Below are 20141 nucleotides of genomic sequence, written 5' to 3'. Positions count from 1 at the left end.
ATTTCAAGGATAATCACGGACCGAACAGGATTTTGCCGCCATGAACAGGGGCTGGAAACGCGCGCTTGCCGCGCTGCTGGCAGCGATCCTGCTGCTGACAGGACTTTTACTCACCGTTACGCAGTGGCTGCCGCGTCTGGTGGGCCTGTGGCTGCCGGATGATACCACCATTTCACTCGACGGCGGGCCGCGCTGGCGGCACGGCGCGCTGAGCCTGCCCGGCGTTCATTATCGCATTGGCGACTGCGAGCTGGCGGCGGTGAACAATGTGTCGCTCAGCTACCGTCAGCAGCGCTGGCTGGCGAATGCTGACAGCGTAATGATTGACAGCGAATGCGTGGCAAAACTCCCGGCCAGCGACAATCAGAACGCGCCCCGTACGCTGGCCGAGTGGCAGCAGATGCTGCCCGGTGCGAGCGTAAGCATCCGTCAACTGACCCTCAAACCCTGGCCACAGTGGGCGGGTGAACTGCAGCTTGATTTCAAACCCGACAGTCAGCAGCTCCACTACAAAGGCGATAACCTCTCGCTGGAAGCGGAACTGCGCCAGCAGCAGCTGACCCTTAAAACCCTGACCGTCCAGGCGCCAGGCATTCCTCAACCAATTACCCTCGACGGCACGCTGACGCTGCCGCGTATTCCCGACGCCTTGCCGCAGAGCGGGGTGCTGCACGGCAGCCTGGCGCTGGATGCGATCCCGCAGCCGCTGAACGTGCAGCTGGACTGGCAGCAGCAGAGCGGCACGCTGCGGGTCAGCGCGGCGGATCGCCCACAGCCGCTGCTGGCGCTGCCGTGGCAGATTTCGCCGCAGCAGCTGCAGATCCAGCAGGGGAGCTGGAGCTGGCCGTGGGGCACGCAGCCCCTTTCCGGTGGGATTTCGCTGCTTGCCGAAGGCTGGCAGCAGGGGCTGAGCGCCACCCGCATCAGCGGCCGGCTGAATTTGCTGACCGAGGGGCGCGGCGGTAAAGGCAACGTGGTGCTGTCGGTGGGCCCGGGGCATCTTGACTGGCAGGACAGCAGCCTGCCGCTGCGGCTCAACGGCGAAAGCAAGCTGGATGCCCTGCAGTTCTATGCCCGGCTGGTGGGTGAACTGCGCGGGCCGCTAACGGATCCCCAGCTGGTGATGCAGCCCGGCGCGCTGCTGCGTATGAAGGGGCGGCTACTATCAACGCTGGAAGTGGATGAAGCTCGCTGGCCGCTGGCCGGAGTGAAGATCGCCTCTGCCGGGATCGACGGTCGACTGCAGGCGATACTCAGCGCGCACGACGCGCAGATGGGCAATTTTCGCCTGCATCTCGACGGGCGGGCCAGCAATTTCTGGCCGGATAAAGGCGAATGGCGCTGGCGCTACTGGGGCGACGGTCGGTTGAAACCGCTGGCGGCGAAATGGGACGTCACCGGCACCGGGCGCTGGCAGGACTCGCTGATCGAACTCTCCACGCTATCTACCGGTTTCGACCGCATCAGCTACGGCAGCGTGGAGATGGCCGCGCCGCGCCTGACGCTGGTGAAACCGGTCGGCTGGCAGCGCGATGAGCAAAATCCTGCTTTTAACGGCGAGCTGGCGTTAAAGGCGCGGGAAACCCGCTTCAGCGCCGGAGGCTATCTGCCGCCGTCAACCTTAACCCTGGCGGTGAAGGGGCGCGATCCGGGGGCGTTTCTGTTCAACGGCACGCTGCAGGCGCAGAAAATCGGACCGGTCCAGGTGCGCGGCCGCTGGGACGGCGAACGCCTGCGCGGGCAGGCCTGGTGGCCGGAGCAGTCGCTGCGGGTGTTTCAGCCGCTGCTCAGCCCGGATTTAAAACTGTCGATCCAGAGCGGCACGCTGAAAGCACAGGTGGCATTCTCCGCCGCCGCCGATCAGGGGCTGGAGGCCGGCGGCCACTGGCTGGTGCGTAACGGCCGGGCGCTGCTGCCGGATAACGAATTCAACGGCGTCGATTTTTCGCTGCCGTTCCGTCTGCAGTCCCACCGCTGGTACTTTGGTACCCACGGGCCGGTATCGCTGCGCATCGGCGAGATAAAAAACCAGTTTGCGATGCAGAACGTCACCGCCGATCTGCGCGGCTGGTATCCGTGGACCGCCGCCGAACCGCTGAGCCTGAGCAACGTCAGTCTGGATGTGCTGGGCGGGACGCTCAGCCTCGACCGCCTGCAGATGCCGCAGACCGAGGCGGCGAAAATCCGCGTGCAGCATATCGCACTGTCGCAGCTGATTACGGCAATGAAGCTGAAGCAGATTGCGCTATCCGGTCAGATTAACGGCGAGCTGCCGCTGTTCCTGAATAACAGCCAGTGGCTGGTGAAGGACGGCTGGATTGCCAACAGCGGGCCGCTGACCGTGCGCATGGACAAAGATATGGCCGATGCCATCAGCAGCAATAATATTGCCGCCGGGGCGGCCATCGACTGGCTGCGCTATATGGAAATTTCGCGCAGCTGGGCGACGCTTGACCTGGATAATCTGGGCTGGATGAGCCTGACGGCAAAGGTGGACGGCACCAGCCGGTTCAGCGATCGCGATCAGCGCGTTGCCCTGAATTACTCTCAGCGGGAAAACCTGTTTCAACTCTGGCGCAGCCTGCGCTTTGGCGATAACCTGCAGTCCTGGGTGGAAGAGAATGCCACCCTGCCGTCGCAGAAGGAAAAACGTGATGAAAGCCCTGAATAGCCTGCTGATGGCCGGCGCGATGCTGTCGCTGAGCGGATGCATTCCGCGCATTGAAGTGGCGGCGCCAAAAGAGCCGATTACTATCAATATGAACGTCAAAATCGAGCATGAAATCCACATCAAGGTTGATAAAGACGTGGAAGCGCTGTTAAAAAACCAGAGCGGTCTGTTCTGAGGATAAAACGATGAAACTGCTGAACAGAGCACTACTGCTGGGCTGCCTGCTGATGTCTGCGGGGGCCATGGCGCTGACCCTGGATGAAGCCAGGCAGCAGGGTCGTGTTGGCGAAACGCTGAACGGCTATATCGCCCCCAGACAGTCGGATGCGGAAACCCAGGCGCTGGTAAAACAGATAAACGAAGGCCGCAGCAGGCAGTATCAGCTGCTGGCGGAGCAGAATAATATGACGGCGGCCGAAGTGGCCAGAATCGCCGGGCAAAAGCTGGTGACGCGGGCAAAGCCGGGGGAATACGTGCGCGGAATCAACGGCCAGTGGCTGAAAAAACAACCCTAGCGAAAACACTGTCGTAGCGAAAAAAAAACGCGATGCACGGGGCATCGCGTTGTCATTTCAGCGCCGGCGGCAGAGCGCCGGCGGAGTAAAATCAGGCCGCAACGATTTTAGAGATAGCGTCTTTCGCATCGTTAGCCGCTTTCTGCGCCACTTCCGGACCGTAACCGATACCTTCAGCGAACACGAACTGCACGTCGGTCATCCCCAGGAAGCCCAGGAAGATGGTCAGGTACGGGGTCAGCAGATCGTTCGGGGTATCTTTATGGATGCCGCCACGGCTGGTCAGAACCACCACTTTTTTACCTTTCACCAGGCCTTCAGGACCGTTTTCGGTATAGCGGAAGGTGATGCCTGCACGGGCAACCAGGTCAAAGTAGTTTTTCAGCTGGGTAGGGATGTTGAAGTTGTACATCGGTGCGGCGATAACGATGGTGTCGTGCGCCTGCAGTTCTTCAATCAGTTCGTTAGACAGTGACAGTGCTTCCTGCTGGCGGGCGGACAGCTCAGCGTCGGAAGGGCGCAGTGCGCCAACCAGCTCACCGTCCAGCACCGGAATCGGGTTTGCGGCTAAATCGCGGATGGTGACTTCGTCACCAGGATGAGCGGCTTTCCACTCTGAAACCAGATGATCGGCCAGCTGGCCTGACTGAGAATAACCGGCGAGGATGCTTGATTTCAAAACGAGTACTTTGCTCATGTCTTTATTTCCTGTTAAGTCGCGGAAAGCTGTCCGCCTGATGTGAAACACTTTACTGCGATATGCCGGTGAGTGTAAGTGCGAGTTTTTGTTATCGATGTTCGAAAATATTGAATAAGGATACCCTGCAGATAAAACGCTAAGTTCTTGTCTGTGCTACTATACGCAAAATTTTTTATCCCAATACATCCATGTTGTCGGTTAACCGCGCAATAAAGTGAGTTTGACCTATGTCTGATACACCACAATCTGCCCTGACCGTGTTCTGGCCGCGCCTGGACTCGCTGATGCTGCGCGACAGCCAGCGCCTGCAGCGTCGGCTGCACGGGGCGAAAAAAGTTAAAAATCCGGCTGCGCTACAGGCGATAGCCGACGAACTGAACCGCGATTTCACTGCCGCCGAGCTGCGCATTACCCAGCGCCGTGCCGCCGTGCCGACCATTACCTACCCTGAAAATCTGCCGGTCAGCCAGAAGAAGCAGGACATCGCAGAGGCGATCCGCGATCACCAGGTGGTGATTGTCGCCGGTGAAACCGGTTCGGGGAAAACCACCCAGCTGCCGAAGATCTGCATGGAGCTGGGGCGCGGCATACGTGGCCTGATCGGCCACACCCAGCCGCGCCGCCTGGCCGCGCGCACGGTTGCCGACCGCATTGCCGCCGAGCTGGAAACCTCGCTGGGCGGCTGCGTGGGTTATAAAGTTCGCTTTAACGATCAGGTCGGTGACACCACCCAGGTGAAGCTGATGACCGACGGTATCCTGCTGGCGGAAATCCAGCAGGACCGCCTGCTGATGCAGTACGACACCATCATTATCGATGAGGCCCACGAACGCAGCCTGAACATCGATTTCCTGCTGGGCTATCTGCGCGAGCTGCTGCCGAAGCGCCCCGATCTGAAAGTGATCATCACCTCGGCGACCATCGATCCGCAGCGCTTCTCGCGGCATTTCAACAACGCGCCGGTGATCGAAGTGTCGGGCCGCACCTACCCGGTGGAGGTGCGCTATCGCCCGGTGGTGGAAGACGCGGACGATACCGACCGCGACCAGCTGCAGGCGATATTCGACGCCGTTGACGAGCTGGGGCAGGAGAGCCGCGGCGATATTCTGATTTTCATGAGCGGCGAACGGGAAATCCGCGACACCGCCGATGCGCTGATGAAGCGCGACCTGCCGCATACCGAGGTGCTGCCGCTCTACGCACGCCTGTCTAACGCCGAGCAGAACCGCGTGTTCCAGTCGCACGTCGGGCGGCGCATCGTGCTGGCGACCAACGTGGCGGAAACCTCGCTGACGGTGCCGGGCATCAAATACGTGATCGATCCGGGTACGGCCCGCATCAGCCGCTACAGCTTCCGCACCAAGGTACAGCGGCTGCCGATTGAGCCGGTATCGCAGGCGTCAGCCAACCAGCGTAAAGGGCGCTGCGGCCGCGTCTCCGAGGGGATCTGTATTCGTCTTTACTCCGAAGATGATTTCCTCAGCCGTCCGCCGTTTACCGACCCGGAGATCCTGCGGACCAACCTGGCATCGGTGATCCTGCAGATGACCTCGCTCGGGCTGGGCGATATCGCCGCCTTCCCGTTCGTGGAAGCGCCGGACCAGCGCAATATTCAGGACGGCGTGCGCCTGCTGGAAGAGCTGGGGGCCATCACCCTTGACGATAACCAGCACTATAAGCTGACGCCTTCCGGGCGATCGCTGGCCCAGCTGCCGGTGGACCCGCGCCTGGCAAAAATGGTGCTGGAAGCGCAGAAATACGGCTGCGTGCGCGAGGCGATGATTATTACCTCCGCGCTGTCGATTCAGGACCCGCGCGAGCGTCCGGCGGAGAAAAAGCAGGCATCGGACGAGAAGCATCAGCGATTTGCCGATAAAGAGTCGGATTTCAACGCCTTTGTGAACCTATGGAACTACCTGCAGGAGCAGCAGAAAGCGCTGTCCTCCAGCCAGTTCCGCCGCCAGTGCAAGCTGGACTACCTCAACTACCTGCGCGTGCGCGAGTGGCAGGATATTTATACCCAGCTGCGCCAGGTGGTGCGTGAACAGGGGCTGCCGGTGAACAGCGAGCCGGCCCCGTTCCGCGAAGTGCACACCGCGCTGCTCACCGGCCTGCTGTCGCATATCGGCCAGAAAGACAGCGACAAGCAGGAGTACACCGGCGCGCGCAATGCCCGCTTCGCTATCTTTCCGGGCTCGGGCCTGTTTAAAAAACCGCCGAAGTGGACGATTGTGGCCGAGCTGGTGGAAACCAGCCGCCTGTGGGGGCGCATTGCCGCCCGCATTGAGCCGGAGTGGATAGAGCCGCTGGCGCAGCATCTGCTCAAGCGCAGCTACAGCGAACCGCACTGGGAGAAAGCCCAGGGCGCAGTCATCGCGGTGGAGAAAGTGACGCTGTACGGCCTGCCGATCGTCGCGGCGCGTAAGGTGAATTACAGCCAGATTGACCCGGTGCTGTCGCGCGAGCTGTTTATCCGCCATGCGCTGGTGGAGGGCGACTGGCAGACGCGCCACGGCTTCTTTAAGGCCAACCTCAAGCTGCGTGAGGAGGTTGAAGAGCTGGAGCATAAATCCCGCCGCCGCGACATTCTGGTCGATGACGAGATCCTGTTTGAGTTCTACGACCAGCGTATCCCGCACGACGTGGTTTCTGCCCGCCATTTCGACAGCTGGTGGAAAAATACCAGCCGGACCGAGCCGGAGCGGCTGAACTTCGCCAAAGAGATGCTGATCCGCCAGGGCGCGGAGAACGTCAGCAAGCTGGACTACCCGAACTTCTGGCATCAGGGCAACCTGAAGCTCAAGCTCAGCTACCAGTTTGAACCGGGCGCCGACGCCGACGGCGTGACCGTCCACGTGCCGCTGCCGCTGCTGAATCAGGTTGAGGAAAAGGGTTTTGAGTGGCAGATCCCCGGCATCCGCCGCGAGCTGGTGATTGCGCTGATCAAATCGCTGCCGAAGCCGTTACGCCGTAACTTTGTTCCCGCGCCGAACTACGCGGAGGCCTTCCTCGGCCGCGCCGAACCGCTGGCGCTGCCGCTGCTGGAGTCGCTGGAGCGCGAATTCCGCCGCATGTCCGGCGTGACGCTGGACCGTGAAGCCTGGCAGTGGGATCAGGTGCCCGATCATCTGAAAATCACCTTCCGGGTGATTGATGAAAACAACCGTAAGCTGGCGGAAGGCAAAGACCTGGACGCGCTGAAGCTGCAGCTGAAGGGCAAGGTGCAGGAAACCCTCTCGCAGGTGGCCGACGACGGGCTGGAGCAGAGCGGGCTGCATATCTGGAGCTTCGGCGATCTGCCGGACCACTTCGAGCAGAAGCGCGGCAGCTACAGCGTCAAGGCCTGGCCTGCGCTGGTGGATGAGAAAGACAGCGTAGCCATCCGGCTGTTTGACTCGCAGCATGAGCAGCAGAAAGCGATGTGGCGCGGCCAGCGCCGCCTGCTGCTGCTGAACGTGCCGTCGCCGATCAAGTACCTGCACGAAAAGCTGCCGAACAAGGCCAAGCTCGGGCTGTACTTTAACCCCTACGGCAAGGTGCTGGACCTGATCGATGACTGCATCGCCTGCGGTATCGATAAGCTGATTGCCGAACACGGCGGCCCGAGCTGGCAGGAGTCCGGCTATGCCCGCCTGCATGAGGTGGTGCGCGCCGAGCTGAACGACACGGTGGTGGAGATTGCCAAAATGGTCGAACAGATCCTCACGGCGGTGTTCAACATCAACAAGCGGCTGAAAGGGCGCGTGGATATGACCATGGCGCTGGCGCTTTCCGATATCAAAGCGCAGATGGGTGGCCTGGTGTATCGCGGTTTTGTCACCGGCAACGGCTGGAAAAAACTGGCGGACACGCTGCGCTATCTGCAGGCTATCGAGCGGCGCATGGAAAAGCTGGCGGTGGATCCGCACAGCGATCGCGCCAGGATGCTGAAAGTGCAGAGCGTGGAGCAGGCGTGGAACACGTGGTTCAACAAACTGCCGCCGCAGCGGCGCGATGACGACGACGTGCAGGATATTCGCTGGATGATTGAGGAGCTGCGCGTCAGCTTCTTCGCGCAGCAGCTGGGCACGCCGTATCCCGTTTCGGAAAAGCGTATTACCCAGGCGATGGAGCAGCTCGTGGTGTAAACAGGAAGGAAACGTGCGCGCGCGCGTTCGTTTCCCTTTTTGTGCTGCCGGACTCCCCGGGGCAGCAGACAGATAGCCTCATTTCTCCGGGAAACCCCCGTCAGCAGGCCCCCGTCCGGGGGCATTTCCCTTCCGATGGATAAATCCCGATTTCAAAGAACTTGTGCGCCCTGTACAGGTTCCACTACTTCTCCGGCATTACTATCTTTCCCTTTTTTACGCCCGCAGAACCAGAGGTTCTGACCAGGATGGCGACTGCCTGCGGGCAGGACTGATACAGGGATAGATGATGAACCGACGCTGTTACCGCATTATTTTTAACCGTGCCCGCCGGATGCTGGTGGTGGTTTCCGAACTGGCCCGCGCCCGCGGTGGCGACACGGCCCGCGGCCCGGGCATCTCTTCCTCTTCCTGCATCGTGGCCCTGCGGCCGCTGACCGCGGCGCTGTGGCTGGCCGCCGGGCTGATCGGCACGGCCCAGGCCGGTACCATCGCCCCGGATCGCGGCGCACCCGGCGGGCAGCGGCCAACGGTGCTGCAGACCGGTAACGGCCTGCCGCAGGTCAATATTCAGTCTCCCAACGGTCAGGGGCTGTCCCATAACCGCTACGGCCAGTTCGACGTCGGCGATCGCGGTGCGATTCTGAACAACAGTCAGCACAGCACCCAGACTCAGCTGGCGGGGCAGATTGCCGGTAACCCGTGGCTGGCAAAGGGATCGGCTAAGGTCATTCTCAATGAAGTCAACAGCACCCGACCCAGCCAGCTGCACGGCTTTATCGAGGTGGCGGGCAAAAAAGCCGATGTGATTATCGCTAACCCGGCGGGGATTACCTGCAGCGGGTGCGGGTTTATCAATGCCGGGCGCAGCACCCTGGCGGCCGGTCGCGTGCAGCTGAAAAACGGTCAGGTGGCCGGTTACGACATCGATCGCGGGCGCATTATCGTCAGCGGCGGCGGCATGGACGCCACCGGCCAGGATTACACCCATCTGATTGCCCGCGCCGTTGAGGTGAACGCCCGGCTGCAGGCGGGCGACCTGACGGTCACCACCGGGCGTAACCTGACGGATGCCGGCGGCAGGGTGACCGAAGTGAAGGCTGACGATCCGCAGGGTCGTCCGCAGTTCGCGGTGGATACCGCCGCGCTGGGCGGTATGTACGGCAGGCACATTACTCTGGTGGGTACCGAACGCGGCCTGGGGGTGCGCAACGCAGGTGAGATCGGCGCAACCCAGGGCGGCTTCACCCTGAATGCACAGGGCAAAATCGCCAACAGCGGTACGCTTTACGCCCAGCAGGATCTGGCGCTGAAAGCGGCCCAGCTCGACAATCAGGGCCATATCTCAACCGGCGGCAGCCTCAGGATTGCCAGCCAGGGCGATGTCAGCAACCGGGGAACGCTGAGCGCCGATGGCGATCTGCAGCTGGACAGCCGTGGCCGCCTGCACGGGCAGGCCGGATCGGCGCTGCTGGCGGGCGGCAACGCCACCGTCACCGCCCGGACCGTTGAGGCGGATAGCGGCAGTTCGATGGGGGCAGGGATCGACAGCCGTGGCAGCGCCACACGGCAGGGTTCGCTTTCGGTAACGGCGGAGCAGCGGCTGACCAGCCACGGCACGCACCTGAGCCACGACGGCTTCAGCGCATCCGGCCGCGAGGTGGATCTCTCGGGCAGCCAGAGCCGGGCCGCGACGGCTGCGGTGACCGCCCGTGAAGGCAATCTCAATGCCGACGACGCGCTGATTGACGCACGGCAGACCGCGCTCAGTACGGCACACATCTTAACCACGAGAGGCAGCGCGATTGCCGCCGATCGGCTGACCCTCCGCGCGGATGAAGGGCTGGATAACCACGGTGGCACCCTGATCTCCCGCGACGAGCGGGGTCTGACCCTGCAAAGCCAGCGAATTGATAACGGCGACGGTACGCTGGTCAGCGCCGGAAACCTGACTCTGACCGGCCACGTTCTGGACAATACCGGCGGCGAGCTGGGCTCGGAGAACGGCAGCGTTGTGATTCAGGGCGGGGATATCCTCGGTGCAGAGGGGAAAATACTGGCCGCCGGGGATCTGAGCCTGGACGGTAAGCAGATCCGGCTGGACGGCGCGCTGACGCAGGGGCAGCAGGTTCGCGTACAGGGCAGCACGCTTTCGCTGCAGAACGGCCAGCTGCTGCAGACCGGCCAGGGGGAGATGCAGATCACGGCGACCGGCCATCTTGACAGCCGGGGCGGCGATTTAGAGAGCGCGGGGGCGATCGCCCTGCGTGCAGGCAGCCTGGACAACCGCCAGGGACGCATTGCCGGCAACGGCACACTGCGGGTGGAAACCGGTGACCTCGATAACACCGCGGGCACGCTGGCAGGCCTGCATCTTGAGGTCCGCGCGGACGCACTGACCAACCGTGAAGGCACGATCGAAGCCCTGCAGTCGCTGAACCTGACCGCCGGTTCGCTGGACAGCCAGCGGGGCTTTATCAGCGCCGACGGCGGCGAGGCGAATCTGTCCGTTGCCGGGGATGTTGATAACCGCGACGGCAACCTGCAGAGCGCGAAAAACCTGACCCTCAGCGCCGGCCGCTTTGCCAATCAGGACGGCCGGGTGCTGGCCGCGGGCGGCCTGCTTGAGGGGCGTTTTCGCGGCGGCGCGGATAACCACGGCGGCAAGTTTATCGCGCAGCAGCTGATGCTGCAGGCGGCCGATCTGAACAACCGGCAGGGCGTGGTCAGTGCCCTGTCCGGCACGGGCACGCTGGATCTTCAGGGTGCGCTGGATAATCGCGGCGGCACGCTGGAGGGCGAAAACGGGCTGACGCTGAACGCGTCCTCGCTGGATAACACCGCCGGACGCATCGCCACGCCGGGCGCGCTGGGCCTTGATCTGCACGGCGGCGAGCTGATTAACGCGCAGACTCACGCCGACGGTCTGGGCATCCTCTCCGGCGCGGATCTGACCCTGACCACCGGCTTGTTCAGTAACCAGCAGGGCCAGCTGCAGGCCCGCAATCTGGATCTCACTGCTACGCAGGTCAATAACCAGGCGGGATCTCTGATGGCCAGCGAGGGGCTGAACCTGACGGGTACCTCGCTTGATAACGCCGGAGGGCTGGTCAGCGCCGACGGCGGGGCGGCGTCACTGGCACTGAGCGGGGAGCTGGCTAACCGCCAGGGGACGCTGCAAAGCCAGCGGGCGCTGGATCTGCAGGCCGCTTCGCTGGATAACGACGGCGGCAGGATACTGTCAGCAATGGCGCAGATTGCCGGCCAGTTCAGTGGCGCGGTGAGCAACCTGGCGGGAAGTGTCCTCGCCGGTACCGCACTGGATCTGCAGGCCGGCTCGGTTGATAACCGGCAGGGCGCGATCGCTGCCACCCACGGGGATGCCCGGCTGAGCACGACGGGCCTGCTGGCTAATCAGGGCGGTGATATTGAAAGCAGCGGCCAGCTGCGGCTGAAAGCGGCAAACGTCGATAACAGCGGCGGACAGCTGCTGGCCGCTGAGGCGATGCAGATTTCAACCCATGGACTGACCACCGCCGCCGGGCTGATCCAGGCGGGCGACGCGCTGAGCATTGACACGCACGGTGGCGCACTGCTGAACGGCGACACCCTCAGCGATACCGCCGGGATCCGCGCCGGGGGCGCGCTGACGCTGACGGCAGGCGACGTGGATAACCACAACGGTTTGATCCGCGGCGACGAACTCCACGCCCGGGGGCTGACGTGGAATAACCTGGGGGGTGAGATCGACAGCCTGCATGCGCTGACCCTCAGCGGCACCGCGCTGGGCAACCAGGGCGGACTGATCAGCGCCGGAGAGGGCGATCTGACGGCCTCACTGACCCAGGGCATTGATAATCAACAGGGCACCCTGCAGAGCAGCCGGAGCCTGCTTGTGACCGCCGGAGCGCTCGACAACGGCAGCGGTGCGCTGCTGGCCGCAGGGGGCAACGCCAGCGTGACGGTAGAAGGCGCTTTGAATAACCAACAGGGGAAAGTGCTGGCCCGCGACGATCTGCAGTTGACCGCCGCCCGGGTGGATAACCAGGGCGGCGGGATCGCCGCCCTCAACGGTGCCGCCCTGATCCACGCGATGGCGGCGTTCCTTAATCAGTCCGGCACCGTCGACAGCGGCGGTGCGCTGCAGCTCAGCGGCGAAAGCGTCGATAACCATGACGGCCAGCTGGTCGCTGCGGGTGGAGCGTTAACCGTCTCCGCCGGCACCACCGACAACCAACGCGGCCGCCTGGCGGCGCGGGACGATGTGCGGGTTGTCGGCCAGTCGCTCGACAACCGCGACGGTACGATAACCAGCGTTGGCGGTGAGCTGAATGCCCGGCTGGACGGGGCCATCGATAACCAGCGCGGGGTGTTGCAGAGCGGCCAGGGCGTTGTGCTGACGAGTGCTTCGCTGGATAACCGCAGCGGCAGCGTGCTGGCCGTGTCGGGGGGGAATCAGATAGCCGTCCGCGGTGAGTTACGCAATGCGCAGGGGCAGATAGTCAGCGGCGGAGCAACCGGCCTGCAGGCCGCCTCGCTGGATAACCAGGGCGGTGCCGTCAGCAGTCAGAACGGCACGCTCGGGGTAACGGTGACCGGGGCGGTGAACAACCAGCAGGGTTCGCTGGAGGCCGACGGCACGGTGGACATTGCCAGTGACAGCCTCGATAACCGCGCGGCGTCGATCCTCTCGGCAACGGGATCGCTGACGGTCAGCACCGCGCAGAGCCTGAATAATCAGCAGGGCCGCCTTGCTGCCCGGCAGGACGTCACGCTGACCGCCGACGGACTGAACAACCAGCAGGGTACGGTGACCGCCGTCGACAAAACGCTGACGGTACACGGCGGGCAGCGCCTGGATAACAGCGACGGCACGCTGCAGAGCCGGGGCGGGCTGGCGATCGATGCCCTTAATCTGACCAACCTGCGCGGCACCATCCAGTCGATTGCAGCGGACGGACGGCTGACGATCGGCGGCCCGCTGAACAATCAGTCGGGCAGCATCAGCGCCCACGGCGCGCTGACGCTTGACAGCGGCGATACGGATAACCGCCAGGGACTGCTGCTGGCAGCTCTGCTTGATCTGACCACCCGGCAGCTGAACAACCAGGCCGGGCTTATTCAGGGCAGCGACGGCCTGCGGCTGGATACCCGTGGGCAGCTGCTTGACAACCGCGATACCGACAGTGCGACAACCGGGCTGCGGTCCGGCGGCGAACTGGTCCTCAACGCGGGTGATATCAACAACCAGGGCGGGCTGATGGCCGGCGACCGGCTGAGCCTCAGCGGTCTGGCCGTCAGTAACCAGGCGGGCACCATCGGCAGCGCCGGGGACAGCCAGATCGCCAGCGGCCCGCTGGACAACCTGAACGGGACGATCCGGGCCGGCGGCGATCTCCGTCTTGATACACGCGGTGCCGATCTGCAAAACCAGCAGGGAAAACTGCTGGCCGACGGTGCCCTGGCCCTCAGCACCGGCAGCCTGGGTAACGATCGCGGTCTGATCCAGGGCGGTACGGGCCTGACCCTGAAGGGCGGTCATTTTGATAACCAGCACGGACAGGCGCTTTCCGGTGCGGATCTGACGGCCAGCGTGAATTCGCTGAACAACAGCGGCGGCCAGCTGTTTGCCGCCGGGAATGCGCAGGTCACCGCCGGGCAGAGTGTGCAAAACCAGCAGGGGCTGATCAAAGCCGGTCAGACCCTGGTCCTCACCGCCGACCAGATTGATAATCAGCACACCCGCGGCAGTGGGCAGGGGATTGAGGCGCAGGATCTGACGCTGAACGCCACCGCGCTGAGCAACCAGGACGGCGCCCTGCGCGCGGGCGATGCGCTGCAGGCCAACGTCGGTGGGCTGCTCAGTAACCAGAGCGGCCTGATCTCGTCGCAGAACAGCCTGCGTATCGGCAAGGCGGATTCGCGAACCACAATCGACAACGGCGGCGGCGATATTGTGGCCAGCGGCGATGCCAGCCTGTGGCTGGGCCAGCTTAACGGTGCCGGACGGGTCATCAGCGGCGGCAGCCTCAGCCTGGATATTACCTCATCGCTTAACCAGAGCGGCACGCTGGCCGCCGGGGGCGACTTTACCCTCAACATTCACGGCAACGCGCTGACCAACAGCGGTACGCTGAGCGCGGGCGACCGGCTGACGCTGACCACCGGCCAGTTGAACAATCAGTCGGGCGGCGACATTAACGCGGGCACCACCCACATCGATGCCGCCGGCGTGCTCAATCAGGGGCTGATTGACGGTGGCGATGTGTGGCTGCGGACCGACACGCTGCACAACACCGGAACGGGGCGACTCTACGGCGACCGTCTGGCAATCGATGCCCGTACCCTGATCAACGATAAAACCGGCGACACGGCCGCCACCATCGCGGCGCGCGAGGATCTCCGTATCGCTACCGGCCAGCTGATCAACCAGGAACACGGCCTGATCTACAGCGACGGCGGGCTGGGCATCGGCGGCGGGCTGAACGAGGCGGGGGAACTGACCGGCCAGGCGGGGCAGGTAGAAAACCTGAGCGCGACGATCGAGGCGATGGGCGATTTGCACATTGACGCGGCGAAGACGGAAAACCGCGACATTCACCTGACGGTCAGCAGCGATCTGCAAACCGTCTCGGAGACCCCGAACGTGCTGGAGGTGGAACTGTGCTACGGGGAAAAATGGACCGAGGGCTGCGGCAGAACCAACGGTCAGCACTACAGAATGGACGGGCATCTGGTTGAGTTCAACCAGGATGAAACCAGCCCCGTGGACTTCAATTTTGACGCCGACGGGCGCAGCTACGCGCTTGATGACCAGGGCAACCGCCTGACCGTCGACGTTGACGGCAAACCGCAGTACATCTGGCTGTGGCAGGATAACAATAAGGATATCATCCGCTATAACCTGCCGGGCGTGAGCAGCGACGGGCGGCGGTTCGACATCTTCTCCTACACGCAGCGCGTTAAAGAGCAGGTGGTCAGCGACCAGGACAGCGCGGTGATCCGCAGCGGCGGCGATCTGGCGCTGAACGGCGACCTGCACAATAAGGACAGCCAGGTGGTAGCCGGTCAGGATCTGCTGATCGCTGGCCACGTCGATAACGATGAAACCACCATCCGCCAGGAAATCACCCAGGATGGCGTGGTGGTGCGGGCGGGGAAACGTAAGGGCCACAAGCAGACCCACTTTGAGGGACAGGGTAAATATCAGCCGCCGTTGCAGGAAACGGACCTGCCACTGCACCTGACCGTTCAGCAGCAGGGTCAGGGGCCCGCTGAGGGCCGGACGATTGCCGCACAGCCGTCGACCAGCGTGGCAGACGGGAAGGCGTCGGCATTAAACGACCCGACGGCACTGGCGCAGCTCGGGCAGCAAACGCTGGTCACGGAGGTGGCGCTGCCCGCCGGACCGTCCACGGACACGCAGCTGAAACCGGTCGCGGACACCCTCACCGATGACGGCCATCACGCATCGTCGGATTTAAAGACCCGGGACAGCACGGCGGACGGCCTGAGCGACGTGACGCTCCACGATGCCGGCAGCCTTACGGCCACGCCGGGGGACGGCACGGGCACCACGCAGGACGGCGCCCAGATTGACGATACCCACAGCGGGCCGCCGGTGACGATCCCGCCGCAGGAGGACTGGGTGCTGCGCAGCGTGACCGGTCCGGTGAAACTGCCCGACAACAGCCTGTTCAGCCTGCATCCCGGATCCGCCAGCCACTATCTGGTGGAAACCGATCCGCGTTTTACCGACGGTAAACAGGCGCTCAGCAGCGGCGATTTCTACAGCCAGGACCAGCTGCAGAAGCGGCTGGGTGACGGCTACTACGAGCAGAGGCTGGTGCGGGATCAGGTGATGAAGACCACCGGCCAGCGCTATCTTTCCGGCTACAGCGACGATGAGAACCAGTACCGCGCCCTGCTCGCCAGCGGTCTGGCCTTTAGTGAACGCTTTAACATCGCACCGGGCGTGGACCTCAGTGCGGAACAGATGGCGCAGGTGACCGCCGATATGGTGCTGATGGTGAACCAGACGGTCACCCTTGCCGACGGCAGCCGGCAGGTGGTCAGCGTACCGAAGCTGTATGCCCGGGTTCAGTCCGGCGATTTGCAGGGCGGTGGCACCCTGCTGGCGGGGAATAACGTGCGCATCAGCACCGCTGAGGCGGTGCTCAACAGCGGCAGCATTAACGGCCGCGAGCTGACCTCCGTTTCTGCAGGCAGCCTGCTCAATACCGGTGATATCAGCGGCAACAGCACGCAGCTGGTGACCACCGGTGATATTGTTAACCGCGGCGGCCTGTTAAAAGGCGGCGACCGCCTTGACCTGCAGGCCGGCAACGACATTCTCAGCCTCACCGACAGCGAACAGCGCGGCAGCGAGAGCTGGCTGGGTCGCCAGGCGGGTATTGTGGCAACCGGGGACAGTGGCCTTCTGTCGCTGAACGCGGGCCATGATATACAGCTGACGGCCAGCGTGGTGAGTAACCAGGGGCGGGACAGCACCACCCGGCTGAGCGCCGGGAACGATCTGACGCTGGATACGGCGACGACCCGCCACGCCACCGACTACACCCGCAACAGCGATAACTACGACCGCACGAAAGAGAGCCGTGAAGTCGGCTCGGTGATCAGCGCCGGCGGCAGCCTGCTGATGCAGTCGGGGCGCGATATGAACCTGCGGGCTGCTGACGTGACGGCGGGCGGCGACGCCACGCTGCTGGCGGGCAGTAATCTGAACCTGACGAGCGGGGAGGAGAGCTGGGATCAGTCCTCCCGTGCGAAGTGGAAAAAACACGGGTTCCTGTCGAAAACCACCACGACGATCCAGAGCGAGGTGCACCAGAAAACCGCGCTCAGCAGCACGGTGTCCGGCGACACGCTGACGGTGAAGGCAGGGAACGATCTGACCGCGTCGGGCAGCAACCTGCTCGGCACGCACGACGTGACGCTCAGCGCGGGCAATAACCTGACGCTCGGCACCGCCGCAGAGTCTGACCACGCGGTTTCGGTTGAGCAGAAGAAAAAATCCGGCTTCGGCGGCACCGGCGGAATTGGTTTCTCGCTGGGCCACTCGTCGCAGAAACTGACCCGCGACGACAGCAGTAACGTGCAGAAGGGCAGCGTGGCGGGCAGCAGCGCGGGCAGCCTGACGCTGCAGGCGGGGAACGCGGCGACCGTGCACGGCAGCGACCTGGTGGCCGGTCAGGATCTGACGGTGCAGGGTAAAAACGTCAGCATCAGTGCGGCGGAGAACAGCCACACGGCGCTGACGAAAAGCGAGTCGAAAAGCAGTGGCCTGACGCTGGGGTTATCCGGTACGGTGGGCAGTGCGCTGAACACCGCGGTGCATCAGGCGAAGACGGCGAAGAAAGAGGAGAGCGGTCGTCTGGCGGCGCTGAAGGGCACGCAGGCGGCGCTGACCGGGTATCAGGCGGCCCAGGCAGCACAGCTGGCGGCGGGCGCGACGGGTGGCAGCAGCGACGGCAACATCGCCGGGCTGACGCTGAGTTACGGTAAGCAGAAGTCGACCTCGGAGCAGCGTGAGGAAGAGCGTACCGCGTCGGGCAGCCACCTGCAGGCGGGGCGCGATATGCATATCGCGGCCACGGGAGGCGACCTGACCGTGGAGGGCGCACAGCTGAAGGCCGGGCAGGATATGGCGCTGTCGGCCAGCCGGGACCTCAGCCTGACGTCGGGGAAAAACAGCACGCAGAGCAGTGGGCACAGCAGCAGCCACGGCGGTAGCGTGGGCGCAGGGCTGTCGGCGGGCGGGGGCGCACTGGGTCTGAGCGTGTCGGCGAGCGCCGACCACAGCCACGGGCACGAGAACGGCAGCAGCCTGACCCACAGCGAGACGACGGCGGATGCGGGCCGGAACCTGACGCTGAACAGCGGGCACGACACGGTGCTGCAGGGCGCGCAGGTCAGCGGCGACTCGGTGAAAGCCGACATCGGGCACAATCTGCAGATTGCCAGCGAGCAGGACCGCGACCACTACGACATGAAGCAGACCGGCAGCAGCGTCGGGGGCAGCGTTATCGGCGGTATGGGCATCGGCGGCTCGGCCAGCCTGAGCGGCAGCCGGGACAGGATGAACAGTGATTTCGCCAGCGTGAAAGAGCAGTCGGGGGTGTTTGCCGGTAAAGGCGGCTTTGATATCAGCGTGGGCAGCCATACGCAGCTGGACGGCGGCGCGATTGCCAGCACGGCGGAGAAAGAGAAGAACCGGCTGGATACGGGGACGCTGGGCTGGAGCGACATTCATAACAAAGCCGACTACGACGTCTCGCACCAGGGCGCAGGTATCAGCACCGGCGGTGGCGTGGGCGAACAGTTCGTCGGCAATATGGCGAACAACACGCTGGTCGGTGCAAACGGCAGCGGACACGACAGCAGCACGACGCACGCGGCGGTGGAAGACGGCACGATAGTTATCCGGGACAAGGATAAGCAGCAGCAGGATGTGGCAACGCTGGACCGCGATACGGAGCACGCGGCGAACGGCCTGAGTCCGATCTTTGATAAGGAGAAGGAGCAGAGGCGGCTGCAGGAAGCGCAGGTGATTGGTGAGATAGGCTCGCAGGTCGGGGATATTGCAAGGACGCAGGGCCAGATAGCCGGGCAGAAGGCGGAGAAAGACCCGGTCGCGCTGAATGCGGCGAGAGAACAACTCGCTGCCGGGGGCAAGCCTTATACCGAATCGGATGTGGCGCAGCAGGCGTATAACAATGCGATGGCCCCGTGGGGCACAGGGAGCGCGATCCAGCAGGGTATCCAGGCGGCAACGGCGGCGATACAGGGGCTGGCTGGCGGCAATGTGGGGCAGCTGCTGTCTGGTGCGGCTGCACCTTATCTGGCCGAGCAGATCCACAAACTGGCCCCGGACGAAGCCAGCCGGGCGATGGCGCACGCGGTGGTGGGTGCCATTGTGTCGTATGAAGCAGGAAACAGTGCGGCAGCGGGGGCTGCCGGAGCGGTCAGCGGCGAGCTGATGGCGCAGCTGGTGATGAAGGAGCTGTACGCCGGTAAACAGGTCAGTGATCTGACGGAAACGGAGAAACAGACGGTCAGCGTGCTGGGCACCCTGGCGGCGGGCCTTGCCGGAGGACTGACGGGAGGCCGCGCGGCGGATGGGATGGCCGGGGCACAGGCTGGTAAGAATTCGGTTGAGAATAACTATCTGAGCCAGAAACAGCAGGCTCAGAAGGATAAGGAAATCGCAGAATGTCAGACCGTGGCCTGCAAAGCCGGTGTTCAGGCGAAATGGACGGCGATTGACCTGGGGCAGGACGGCAGCTTTGCGGCGGGGATGGTGGCCGGGGTTCCGGCAGGGCTGTACGACACGATAGACAGCATCGTGAAAACGGCCAGCAGCCCGCAGGAAACCTATGACGCATTGAAATCGCTGTTTAACAGTGGTGATGTGCTGGGCAATGTGTCGGATGCGGTGAAGCAGTCTTATATAGATCGCATTGACCGGATGGAAGTGGAGTACCAGAAAGCCGGGGCCAGCGGCTCGTTTAATGCGGGTGTTGAAGGCGGTAAGCTGGTGACGGACATCGCCGGGCTGCTGGCTGGCGGTGCAGGGGTTGCTAAAGGTGGCGCGGTACTGACGGAGAAGGTTGTTGCTAAGGTTGCGGGTAAGGCTGAATCAGCGGGTATTAATGCCGATAAAATGGCTGCCACTGCTGAATCTGCATCTTCAGGCAAACTCTCAGGCCCTACAGAGAACTGGAAAAATTATACTTACGCTGAAGCTGTTGCACAAACGTCTGCGACCGGGAGGTTGGTCAATGCAGATAAGGCTGTAATCGATCCTAATAAAGTTACGTCCTATGCTCTAAATTCAGAGCATCCTGTCGGAGGTAACAAAGCAAAGGTTTTTGAATCAGCGCTGGGTTATAACCAGTCAAATGCAGCGGATCTGATTACGAAAGTACAGGAAGGCGTGAAGTCTAATTCAGTTAAAATGGGATCCTCAGATAAATTCGGTCAGCGAATGACAATTGATATGCCGATTACCGGGCCTAACGGGAAAACTGTAATAGTAAGGACTGGCTGGATCTACGATGTGGGATCCACAACGCCGAGAATGACAACTATATACGTTAATAAATGAG

The 20141-nt window shown here is 63.1% G+C and carries 6 protein-coding genes; 5 read left to right on the top strand and 1 reads right to left on the bottom strand.

The window, feature by feature from the left end; genetic code table 11:
* Nucleotides 1–40: 40 nt before the first annotated feature.
* The 3 genes from PGH32_RS08185 to PGH32_RS08175 are packed head-to-tail and all read left to right on the top strand — an operon-like array spanning nucleotide 41 to nucleotide 3186.
* Nucleotides 41–2671, top strand: coding sequence for a YdbH family protein (locus tag PGH32_RS08185; RefSeq protein ID WP_337893741.1), 2631 nt, complete (start codon nucleotides 41–43; stop codon nucleotides 2669–2671).
* On the top strand, nucleotides 2655–2846 hold the full coding sequence (locus tag PGH32_RS08180) for a YnbE family lipoprotein (RefSeq protein WP_123329751.1): 192 nt from the start codon (nucleotides 2655–2657) through the stop codon (nucleotides 2844–2846). The genes PGH32_RS08185 and PGH32_RS08180 overlap by 17 nt, the downstream gene beginning before the upstream one ends.
* A gap of 10 nt (nucleotides 2847–2856) precedes the next feature.
* The gene (locus tag PGH32_RS08175; RefSeq protein WP_314424717.1) at nucleotides 2857–3186 is read left to right on the top strand and encodes a YdbL family protein; all 330 of its coding nucleotides are present in this window, start codon (nucleotides 2857–2859) and stop codon (nucleotides 3184–3186) included.
* A 91-nt stretch (nucleotides 3187–3277) separates the two neighbouring features.
* On the opposite strand, the gene PGH32_RS08170 is transcribed toward PGH32_RS08175, so the two are convergent.
* Nucleotides 3278–3883, bottom strand: coding sequence for an FMN-dependent NADH-azoreductase (locus PGH32_RS08170; protein WP_314424714.1), 606 nt, complete (start codon nucleotides 3881–3883; stop codon nucleotides 3278–3280).
* A 230-nt stretch (nucleotides 3884–4113) separates the two neighbouring features.
* On the opposite strand from PGH32_RS08170, the gene hrpA reads away from it, so the two are divergent.
* Both hrpA and PGH32_RS08160 read left to right on the top strand, forming a co-directional pair.
* Nucleotides 4114–8013: an ATP-dependent RNA helicase HrpA gene (gene hrpA / locus PGH32_RS08165; RefSeq protein ID WP_337893740.1), complete on the top strand. Its 3900-nt coding sequence runs from the start codon at nucleotides 4114–4116 to the stop codon at nucleotides 8011–8013.
* 289 nt (nucleotides 8014–8302) lie between these two features.
* A complete protein-coding gene (locus tag PGH32_RS08160) occupies nucleotides 8303–20140 on the top strand; it encodes a two-partner secretion domain-containing protein (RefSeq protein ID WP_337893739.1) in 11838 nt (3945 codons plus the stop codon).
* Nucleotide 20141 lies beyond the last annotated feature (1 nt).

This window comes from Erwinia sp. SLM-02, assembly GCF_037450285.1.
Taxonomy (GTDB): Bacteria; Pseudomonadota; Gammaproteobacteria; order Enterobacterales; family Enterobacteriaceae; genus Erwinia.
This window is presented reverse-complemented; position numbering and strand designations above follow the sequence as displayed.

Excerpts from the sequence above, each read along its gene's own strand:
- PGH32_RS08185 (WP_337893741.1), top strand. The coding sequence starts at position 41 with ATGAACAGGGGCTGGAAACGCGCGCTTGCCGCGCTGCTGGCAGCGATC.
- PGH32_RS08180 (WP_123329751.1), top strand. The coding sequence starts at position 2,655 with ATGAAAGCCCTGAATAGCCTGCTGATGGCCGGCGCGATGCTGTCGCTG.
- PGH32_RS08175 (WP_314424717.1), top strand. The coding sequence starts at position 2,857 with ATGAAACTGCTGAACAGAGCACTACTGCTGGGCTGCCTGCTGATGTCT.
- PGH32_RS08170 (WP_314424714.1), bottom strand. The coding sequence starts at position 3,883 with ATGAGCAAAGTACTCGTTTTGAAATCAAGCATCCTCGCCGGTTATTCT.
- hrpA (WP_337893740.1), top strand. The coding sequence starts at position 4,114 with ATGTCTGATACACCACAATCTGCCCTGACCGTGTTCTGGCCGCGCCTG.
- PGH32_RS08160 (WP_337893739.1), top strand. The coding sequence starts at position 8,303 with ATGAACCGACGCTGTTACCGCATTATTTTTAACCGTGCCCGCCGGATG.